This window comes from Tabrizicola sp. (genome assembly GCF_030694085.1).
Taxonomy (GTDB): Bacteria; Pseudomonadota; Alphaproteobacteria; order Rhodobacterales; family Rhodobacteraceae; genus Tabrizicola.
On record NZ_JAUXZE010000065.1, the window covers coordinates 1 to 1,172 of the forward strand.

The following is a 1,172-nucleotide window of genomic DNA, read 5'->3' on the forward strand; positions in this document are numbered from 1 at the left end:
CAACTTTATTCACCACAACGGATGGTTCATCACCACAATTGATTACAATTTGGCGCAATGGCTCTTCAAGAGCCCGCAAAACAATCTTAATACCGGCATCCTGATCGTGATTGTCGCCTTTAATCTGCTTGACAGCTGGGATAGCACGTAACAGTGCTACACCACCACCAGGAACAACGCCTTCTTCTACCGCTGCACGTGTGGCATGCAATGCATCTTCAACGCGCGCTTTTTTCTCTTTCATCTCAACTTCTGTAGCAGCACCCACTTTAATAAGCGCCACACCACCCGCTAACTTAGCCACGCGCTCTTGCAGCTTTTCTTTATCATAGTCGCTAGTTGCTTCTTCAATCTGTGTGCGAATCTGCTTTACACGGCCTTCAATGTTTCCAGCATCACCTGCGCCATCAATAATCGTTGTATTTTCTTTACCTACTTCTATGCGCTTGGCTTGACCCAAATCATTCAATGTGGCTTTTTCTAAAGTCAAACCAACCTCTTCAGCAATGACAGTACCGCCTGTTAGAATAGCGATATCTTCCAACATAGCTTTGCGACGATCACCAAAGCCAGGCGCTTTAACTGCACAAGTTTTCAGGATGCCACGAATATTGTTTACAACTAAAGTTGCCAGTGCTTCCCCATCCACATCTTCAGCAATAATTAGCAATGGTTTCCCGGCTTTCGCCACTTGTTCTAATATGGGTAGCAAATCGCGGATGTTAGAAATCTTCTTGTCATGCAACAAAACAAAAGGATTATCCAATAAAGCAATTTGCTTTTCTGCGCTACTTACAAAGTAAGGAGAGAGATAGCCGCGATCGAATTGCATACCTTCAACCACTTCCAGTTCATTCTGCAATCCAGACCCATCTTCTACAGTAATCACGCCTTCCTTGCCAACTTTATCCATCGCATCCGCAATTATTTTGCCTATCTCATCATCTGAGTTCGCAGAAATACTACCTACTTGAGCAATTTCCTTGGCTGTCGCACATGGTTTTGAAAGCTTTTTCAATTCACCGATGGCCACGGTAACTGCCTTATCAATGCCACGTTTGAGATCCATTGGATTCATGCCGGCAGCAACATACTTCATGCCTTCTTTAACGATGGCTTGAGCTAATACAGTTGCAGTGGTAGTACCGTCACCGGCCACATCAGAAGTTTTG

General features: G+C 44.5%; 1 protein-coding gene. It reads right to left on the reverse strand.

Going from position 1 to position 1,172, the window contains the following annotated elements; genetic code table 11:
• Window positions 1–1,172: chaperonin GroEL (groL, locus tag Q8M85_RS15155; RefSeq protein WP_305546109.1), on the reverse strand; the 1,172-nt coding region annotated here is incomplete at both ends.